Raw genomic sequence first — 8293 nt, 5'->3', positions numbered from 1 at the left:
GTTGGTCTTTACCTTCTTGTCAACTTGGCTTATGACCTGCGACGTACAGGACGTACTAGTGCCGACTTTGCCACAGGACGTGGCGTACTTAGTCGGCGAGCCCCTAGGTGCTGGAGCTAGACAAATAGAAAAGTGGAGTGCTTATTCCTCGACTCCGACCTTTTCCTCTTTTACAATCGTATACATTTCTGCAGCTTCTTCTTTTTTCGTTGTTTCTTGAATACGGTCAATTTTGACAGTGACTACTCTTTGCCCAAAGCGTATAACTAACTCATCCCCGACCTTAACAACAGTGCTTGCCTTTGCCTGCTGGCCATTCACAAGAATTCTCCCTTGATCGGAAACCTCTTTTGCCAGCGTTCTTCTTTTTATTAATCGGGATACTTTCAAAAATTTATCTAATCTCATTGTCTGGACTCCTCTCCAACCGTTTTGCTTCTTCCCAGAATTCATCTAATTGCTCTAACCGGTAATCGGCAAAGTGCTTTCCGCTCTCTTTTACCTTCTTTTCTACAAAAGCAAAGCGGCGTTTGAACTTCTGATTTGTTAAAAACAGAGCTTCTTCAGCGTCAATTTGGTAAAAACGTGCAATATTCACAATAGCAAATAGGATATCACCAAACTCATTCACGATTTGCTTGCTTCCTTTTTCCGCCTCTAATTCAAATTCACGAAGCTCTTCTTTTACTTTCTCCCAGGCAGGCCCGACTTCCTCCCAGTCAAAGCCAACCTTTGCTGCCTTTTTCTGAATATCGGCAGCGGCCATTAAATTGGGAAGGGATTTACTTATTCCGTCAAGGATTGATTTTTCCTCCGATTGGCCCTTTTCTTCCTGCTTAATATCCTGCCAATTTCTTAATACATCTTCTTCCGTCTCAGCGGTTACATCCCCAAATACATGCGGATGGCGGCGTACCATTTTTCCGGAAATCCCTTCAATCACATCTTCAATGGAAAAGAAGCCTTCATCCTCCCCTATTTGCGCATGAAGCATGACCTGCAGAAGGACATCTCCGAGTTCCTCCGCCATATGATCGATATCGTCTTCATTAATCGCTTCAATAAGCTCGTACGCTTCTTCGATTAAATACTTTTTTAATGACTCATGCGTTTGTTTTTTATCCCATGGGCAGCCATTTGGCCCGCGAAGCTCGGCAATAATCTCGCGCAGCTTGGAAAAGCTTTTATACAAAATGGCCTCATCCGTTACGGGAGGAACATAAATAGAAGTAAGATTATTTATCTCCATATCCCGATCCAATTCGTACAAAGGAACCTTGCGAAGCTGCTCTTCCTTGCTCCCTGCGGCCGTCACAATAAAAACATTATAATCATAAGGCAATAAATCCATTAGTGTAAGCTTTACTTCAGATGCCACAAACTGATCATACACCTGCCCAATGATCATGTGATGCTTCACTTCTAGCTCATCTTTCTTCAAGCTTGTTCCATCAAGCAGCTGAAAGCCCTCGATTGGATCAATTTTAAGTGACTGGAACAAGGCATCAAGAAAGCTTTGCCCCCCGCCGATTTCTATCGTTATTCCATGATCTGCCGCTCTCTCCAGCAACAGCTGAACAGTGCGTTCCGCAACAAGCGGATGACCTGGTACTGCATAAGTAACATCTCCGCGTAAAGCTTCATCTAGCAGGCTCGAACAAATTTCTTCATATACTTCATGAAATTGCTCGTGTTTTTCATATATAGAGTCAAATGAAGAGAATTCAAGCCCCTCCTTCACCAATTCCATAACGACAGGATGTTCTTTCGTCCGCAGATATAGGGGGGAAGCGCTTTTCAGGGCACGGTAGACTCCTAGAGGGAGTTGCTCTAAATCCCCGGCACCTAACCCAAGAATCGTGATTTTTGACATTGATTGGTTCATCTCCTTTTCCTTTTAGGCAGAAAAAAAACCAGCTTGCTCCCAAATGGCAGCATGGAAAGCTCTTTTTCTTTAAAGGTATTCCCTTTTAATACAATCCATAGATAAATAAATCCGCCGACAGCCACAGCACTTAATGCCTGAAAGCCATTAAACAAACGCCCCTCTTCGAAGCTGGCTAAATAACCCGTCATATATAAATAAACCCGCAAGGCAATAAACATAGAAAGTGCAGCTATTCCAATAATCAGGATAAATCGTTTGTTCAAAATCCGAGTCCGCACTTGATTGCGGAGCTTAACAAGCAAGATGACCATAATGAAACTTAAGGTCAAACACGAGGCTGCCGCTGCTCCCAATGTCCCTAATGGCGGAATAAGTATTGCATTTAGTACATATTTCACCACGAAGCTGCCGAGAATAACAAAGGCTGGAAAAAGAATAATGCCTAAGCCTTGTAATATTGCGGTAACGGTCATTATGATGGAGCTTAACAAAATAATAAGGCTCAAAACTCCTAAAACATCTGAACCCTCGCTGTTTTCAAACAGCATAATATTTGTTGGGCGAATAATACTCCATAAGCCGATTGTTGCGGCAACGCCTACAAACAAGGCGATTTTAAGCGCCAGCCGAATGTTATCATGCATAAATGCAAAATTTGACCTTAATTTTTCACTTGTAATAATCGGAACTAATGATAATGACATGGAAGTGGCAACCACCATCCCTACCTGAATAAGCGGCTGACCTCGATCATAAATTCCCTTAAGCTCTTTCGCCTCATGAGTATCTACTCCTGAAGAAATAAGCATCGAATATAGATTTAAAGAATCTGCCATTTGCAAAAACACAAGGAGCAAGCTGCTTACGCATATAGCAAATCCCTGTACCAAAAGAGCCCTAGCTATTTGTATGTTTTTTTGAATATCAAATTTTGCTAAAGGAAGATGAGATTTACGTCTTCCTATCCAATAAAATGTGATAAGAACAATAATGGCTGCGATTCCGCCTGTTACAGAGCCGAACGCCGCTCCTCCTCCTACAAAGTACAAGCTATATCCCTTACTTGTCAGCAAAAAAGCGGCTAAGAAGATCGTGATCACTCTTATTAATTGCTCGACCACTTGGGATATGGCTGTAGGAACCATATTCCCTCTCCCTTGGTAAAAGCCTCTTAGCAATGCAACTACAGGGAAAATTAAAAACGTGACTGAAATGACTTTCAGTAAAATCACAAGCTTGGGATCCTTCATTTGAGCCGCCAGCCAACCCGCGCCCCAGAAAAGAAAAGCAAAACAAATAAATCCGATTATAAATAATATTAGGGCAGACGTGATAAATAGATGCTGTACCCCATTTTTCCCCTTCTTGCTCGAAAGCTCCGTGTAAAGCTTAGAAATCACAACCGGAAAACCATATGTAGATAAAGCAAGGGCAACTCCATAAAACGGATAAACTTGCTGATAAATATAAAAACCAACATCTCCCACAATATTTTGAAACGGTACGCGGTAGACGGCGCTTAATATTTTTACGATTAATGCGGCAAAAGTTAAAATGAAAGCCCCTTTAAATAATTCTATAGCTTTTTTCTCGGGACCCATTGCCCCTCTCCTTCCAAATCTTACATTCGAAAGTATTATAACATGGCTGCTTACTTAATTGCCCCCATGAGTCACTTCATTGAATTTACCTCGTGCTGCCATGCGACGAGCTGTACAACGCTTCCCCGAATATACTATGGCGCAGGAGCACATATATAACAGTTAATTAATTTAAAGGGCAGCCAACCCTAAAAACCATCAGTGGGCCCCCAATTATATGGAGGCCCACTGATGGAAGTTTCACCTTATGATTCCATTTGTCTTGCCAGAAATCCTGCAGCTGTTTCTACAGCCTTTTGCTCAACTTCTCCTAACGTATCTTCTTTAGCATAGATGATCACAGCACCAATTGGATCTCCATTTGCAATGATTGGTCCAATGGTGTAGGAAGAAATGGCTTCAGTATGACCATCAACGAGAGAGAAATCACCCGACTGATTAATGAGAACGGAACTGCGGTCCTCCATCGTCTTCTCTACTAATTCACTAATGTTTTTGTTTAAGTATTCCTTCTTGGATCCCCCTGCAACAGTGATATATGTATCTCTGTCACAAATTAATACTGGGTTTCCTAAGCTGTCAAACAGTGCCTCCGCATACTCTTTTGCAAAGTCGCTTAGTTCACTGATCGGTGAGTACTTCTTCAAAATGACCTCTCCATCACGGTCAACGAAAATTTCTAATGGGTCTCCTTCACGAATACGCAGCGTTCTGCGAATTTCCTTAGGAATAACCACACGCCCTAAATCATCGATTCGACGAACAATACCAGTTGCTTTCATCCAATGTTGCCTCACTTTCATCTGATGATTTTTTATAGAAATAAGAAAAAGGATTTTCCAAATTCAGACAGATGTCCGACTTCTGGCGCATTGTACTAAAGTATAATGCCCAAGGTTGGAGTCCCGCACTGAAAGCGCGCAATTTTCAGCTTTTCTTATCTGGCCATGATTCAAAATTGGGAGAAATTGAATACATCGCCATGTTTGAACTTAGTATCTTTCATATGGAAAGTTCTATACACGTTCAATTATTTTTTCTCGAGTTTATCTTTCCATTAAAACTCGGAAAAATCATCTGGATCGTTTTCTGTACTTAGATGAACTTTGGTGGTTTTTCTAAAGAAATACCCTTCGTTTTCCATGAGTAAACATATTTGAAAGCTTTTAGGGCTTTTGCTCTGCTTATTTATTTAAGGGGCATTAGAATTTATAATGCCTGACTATGCTGTTCTTTAACGGAATCCTTCATCCCTTGTACCACTTCAAAGGCTATTTTTAACCATTCATTTGGTTTGATTCCTTTTATATGGAGCACAGCCTTGAGTTTTTTTCCATCCATCCCAAGCCCTACTGTACGGCCAAATTTACTAGTGATTTCAAAGATTTTCGGGCCGTCTATTCGTTCGCTTGCCTTTTCAGATTGCAGAATCAGTATTTCTTGTTTACTCTGTTTAATCGTTTCCACTCCGGCAAGCTCTCCAAGAACCTTCATTTGTGCGACTTGGAATAAATAGGCAACCTCTTCAGGGTATTCTCCGAATCGATCGAGCATTTCATCATGAAGCTCCTCGATATCCTCTATACTTGAAGCACCTCTAAAGCGTTTATACATTTCAATCTTTTGATGGCCATCTGAAATATAGGAATCAGGAATATAAGCATCTAATTCTAGATCAATTTCGAGCCTCTGCTTATTCTCATGCTCCAGATTGCCTTTCCTATTTTCGATCGCTTCCTTAAGCATTTGCGAATATAAATCAAACCCAACAGAATCAATGAAGCCATGCTGTTCAGCACCTAATAAATTTCCCGCGCCCCTAATGGACAGGTCACGCATGGCAATTTTGAATCCGGAGCCAAGCTCTGTAAATTCTTTAATAGCCTGGAGCCGCTTCTCAGCTACCTCGGTTAATACTTTATCTTTTCTATAGGTAAAATACGCGTAGGCAACCCTATTAGAACGGCCAACCCTTCCTCTCAGCTGATAAAGCTGTGATAGCCCCATTTTATCGGCATCGTGAACAATGAGCGTGTTGACATTGGGGATGTCTACCCCAGTCTCAATGATTGTCGTGCTCACAAGAACATCATATTCGCCGGAAAGGAAACCTAGCATAACAGACTCGAGCTCATTTTCGGTCATTTTCCCATGGGCATAGGTCACTCTTGCGTCTGGAACAAGCATCGAAATTTCCTCTGCTTTCCGTTCGATATCCTCTACTCGGTTATAAAGGAAATAAACCTGCCCATCGCGAGCAAGCTCTCTTTCTATCGCTTCTCGTACAATTCCACCATTATACTCCATCACATAGGTCTGTATAGGAAAACGATTTTCCGGAGGAGTTTCGATGACCGATAAATCACGCACGCCGAGCATCGACATATGAAGAGTTCTAGGAATAGGTGTAGCCGTTAATGTTAGAACATCTACATTTGTTTTCAGCTGTTTTATTTTCTCCTTATGTGTGACCCCAAACCGCTGTTCCTCATCGACAATAAGCAGGCCTAGGTCACGATACGAAATATCCTTTGAAAGAATACGATGAGTCCCGACTACTACATCAATGGTTCCCGCCTTTAAACCTTTGATCGTTTCTGTTTGCTGTTTCCTAGATTTAAATCGGCTTAGCAGGCCGACCTCGATCGGATAATCCTGAAAGCGCTCTCTCATTGTTTCGTAATGCTGCTGAGCAAGAATTGTTGTCGGAACAAGGAAAGCTACTTGTTTTCCATCGGCAATCGCTTTGAAGGCTGCACGAATCGCTACTTCTGTTTTCCCATAGCCCACATCCCCGCATAATAACCGGTCCATCGGGCGCTCTCTTTCCATATCTCTTTTAATTTCGTGAATGGAACGAAGCTGATCCTCTGTTTCTTGATATGCAAAGGCTGCCTCGAATTCCCGCTGCATCTCCCCATCTGGGCTAAAAGCATGTCCTTTCGATGCTTCTCGCTCTGCATAAAGCTTAATTAAGTCATCTGCAATATCTTGTACAGAGGATTCAACCTTCTTCTTAACCCTCTTCCAATCGCTTCCGCCAAGCTTATATAATTTAGGTTCCTTTGCTTCGGAGCCTACATATTTTTGAATAAGATCAATTTGCTCGACTGGAACATAAAGCTTATCCGTACCGTGATAACGAATATGGAGATAATCCTTATGAACCCCATTAATTTCAAGTGTTTCAATTCCTAAATATTTTCCTATCCCGTGATTCACATGAACGACATGATCTCCAACTTTTAACTCGGAATAGCTTTTAATCCGTTCCGCATTAGACAGCTTTTGACGGCGGGTCTGCTTTTTCGTTCTTTTATTAAAAAGCTCTTCTTCTGTAATGACCGCAAATCTTTGGCTTGGCAGCTCGAATCCAGTTAACAAACCACCTGCCATAATTTGAACCTTTCCTAAAAGGAGAGGCTGATCATTCTTGATATAGAATGCTTCGATTTCATAGTCTTCCAAAACTCTTTGAAGCTTCTTCACTCTTTCTTCATCAGAGCCTAAAAAGATGACCGTGTAATTTCCTTTTCTCCATCGTTCAATTTCCCCTTTGAGGACATTCATTTGACCGTGGAAGTTTTGCATTTGTTTACAGGAAATATTAATAATATTTTGCGGATTCGTATTTGGGATATGTCTTAGAAACAATGACAAATAAATGAGCGGCTGTTTCTTTTGCTGTAAAAACCCCTTTAAATTATGGGATATTTTCACATCATGAATCATTTGCCCCTCACCTAATAGACTTGTATACCACTCGGCCTCTTCCTTTTCAAGAGAGTCATTCATTTCTTGAACTCTGCTAATTTCATCGATGAAAATCAGCGCATTTTCTGGAAGATAGTCTACTAAACTATTTTCTTTTTCATATGCAAAAGAGAGATACTTAAATAGCTGGTTAGGCTTGCTCCCCATTCTTAATTGCTCAAGCTCGTATCCGATGTTCTGTGTGAGCAATGTTTTTACTTTTTCATCCTTTAACTTCTTTAGGCTTATGCCTAATCCCGCTTCAATCTTTTCAATCATTTTCTGAAAGTGCTCAACTGTTAATGGATATTCAGTTGCGGGACCAATTGTAACTTCAGATATTTTTTCCTTGGACCGTTGATCTTCCAATGAAAACGATCGAATAGAATCTACTTCTGTATCAAATAATTCAATTCGAATGGGATCGGATTCTGTTAATGGATAGATATCAATAATTCCGCCTCTTACACTAAACTCACCGGGAGACGAAACCATGCTCACACGCGAGTAGCCCATTTGGACGAATGTTAGAAGCTGCTCCTCCTGAAGTTCATCTCCTATCTTTAAGGTAAGCTGACTTTTTCTCCAGAGAGAGGCTGGTGGAAGAATTTTCCTTAAGGCTGCCATTGGTGCAATTAATATTCCATTTTTACTTTTACTCCAATAATTTAACACTTCGATTCGCTGTGCCTTTAATTCTGGGCTGGCAATACTAATTTCAGCGGCAATTAATTCATTAGCCGGATATAAAAACACTTCTGATTCCTTAACGAGATGAACGATATCATCATAAAGCTTTTGCGCCTGCAGAAGATTATGTGTAATGATTAATACCGGCCTTCGTGTTTGCTCATAGACAGATGATAGAAATAAAGTCCTTGCAGAACCGGATAAGCCTGATATTAACTGCTCCTTAAGCCCTTCCTTAATTCCAGACAAGACGGATTGCAGATCATCTTGCCCACTAATCATATTCTTGAGTCCTTTCATATGACTACCCTCCCTTTCTTAAGAAGAATGAGGCCCGTGGATGCGGGTCTTGCAGACGTTG

The 8293-nt window shown here is 41.2% G+C and carries 5 protein-coding genes; all 5 read right to left on the bottom strand.

The features are described 5' to 3' along the window. Positions 1-141: 141 nt before the first annotated feature. The gene (locus V7127_RS17980) at positions 142-408 is read right to left on the bottom strand and encodes an RNA-binding S4 domain-containing protein (RefSeq protein ID WP_335345285.1); all 267 of its coding nucleotides are present in this window, start codon (positions 406-408) and stop codon (positions 142-144) included. Then, positions 395-1873 carry a nucleoside triphosphate pyrophosphohydrolase gene (mazG, locus tag V7127_RS17975; protein WP_335488371.1) on the bottom strand — a complete coding sequence of 493 codons (1479 nt, stop codon included), beginning with the start codon at positions 1871-1873 and terminating at the stop codon, positions 395-397. Before mazG ends, V7127_RS17980 begins: the two co-directional genes overlap by 14 nt. Positions 1874-1881: 8 nt before the next feature. After that, complete coding sequence (locus tag V7127_RS17970) at positions 1882-3489, bottom strand: putative polysaccharide biosynthesis protein (protein WP_335488368.1); 1608 nt, start codon at positions 3487-3489, stop codon at positions 1882-1884. A gap of 245 nt (positions 3490-3734) precedes the next feature. Further along, a complete protein-coding gene (gene spoVT / locus V7127_RS17965; protein WP_335488365.1) occupies positions 3735-4271 on the bottom strand; it encodes a stage V sporulation protein T in 537 nt (178 codons plus the stop codon). Positions 4272-4698: 427 nt separating this feature from the next. Beyond that, a complete protein-coding gene (mfd, locus tag V7127_RS17960) occupies positions 4699-8232 on the bottom strand; it encodes a transcription-repair coupling factor (RefSeq protein WP_335488363.1) in 3534 nt (1177 codons plus the stop codon). Positions 8233-8293 lie beyond the last annotated feature (61 nt).

It is taken from the genome of Bacillus sp. JJ1773 (assembly GCF_036962035.1).
Taxonomy (GTDB): domain Bacteria; phylum Bacillota; class Bacilli; order Bacillales; family Cytobacillaceae; genus Cytobacillus.
The sequence above is the reverse complement of the archived record's forward strand: the minus strand, read 5'-3'. Positions and strand labels throughout refer to the sequence as shown.

What these genes read in the sequence shown, in the direction of transcription:
- spoVT (WP_335488365.1), bottom strand. Translation starts at nt 4,271, where the DNA reads ATGAAAGCAACTGGTATTGTTCGTCGAATCGATGATTTAGGGCGTGTG.
- V7127_RS17980 (WP_335345285.1), bottom strand. Translation starts at nt 408, where the DNA reads ATGAGATTAGATAAATTTTTGAAAGTATCCCGATTAATAAAAAGAAGA.
- V7127_RS17970 (WP_335488368.1), bottom strand. Translation starts at nt 3,489, where the DNA reads ATGGGTCCCGAGAAAAAAGCTATAGAATTATTTAAAGGGGCTTTCATT.
- mazG (WP_335488371.1), bottom strand. Translation starts at nt 1,873, where the DNA reads ATGTCAAAAATCACGATTCTTGGGTTAGGTGCCGGGGATTTAGAGCAA.
- mfd (WP_335488363.1), bottom strand. Translation starts at nt 8,232, where the DNA reads ATGAAAGGACTCAAGAATATGATTAGTGGGCAAGATGATCTGCAATCC.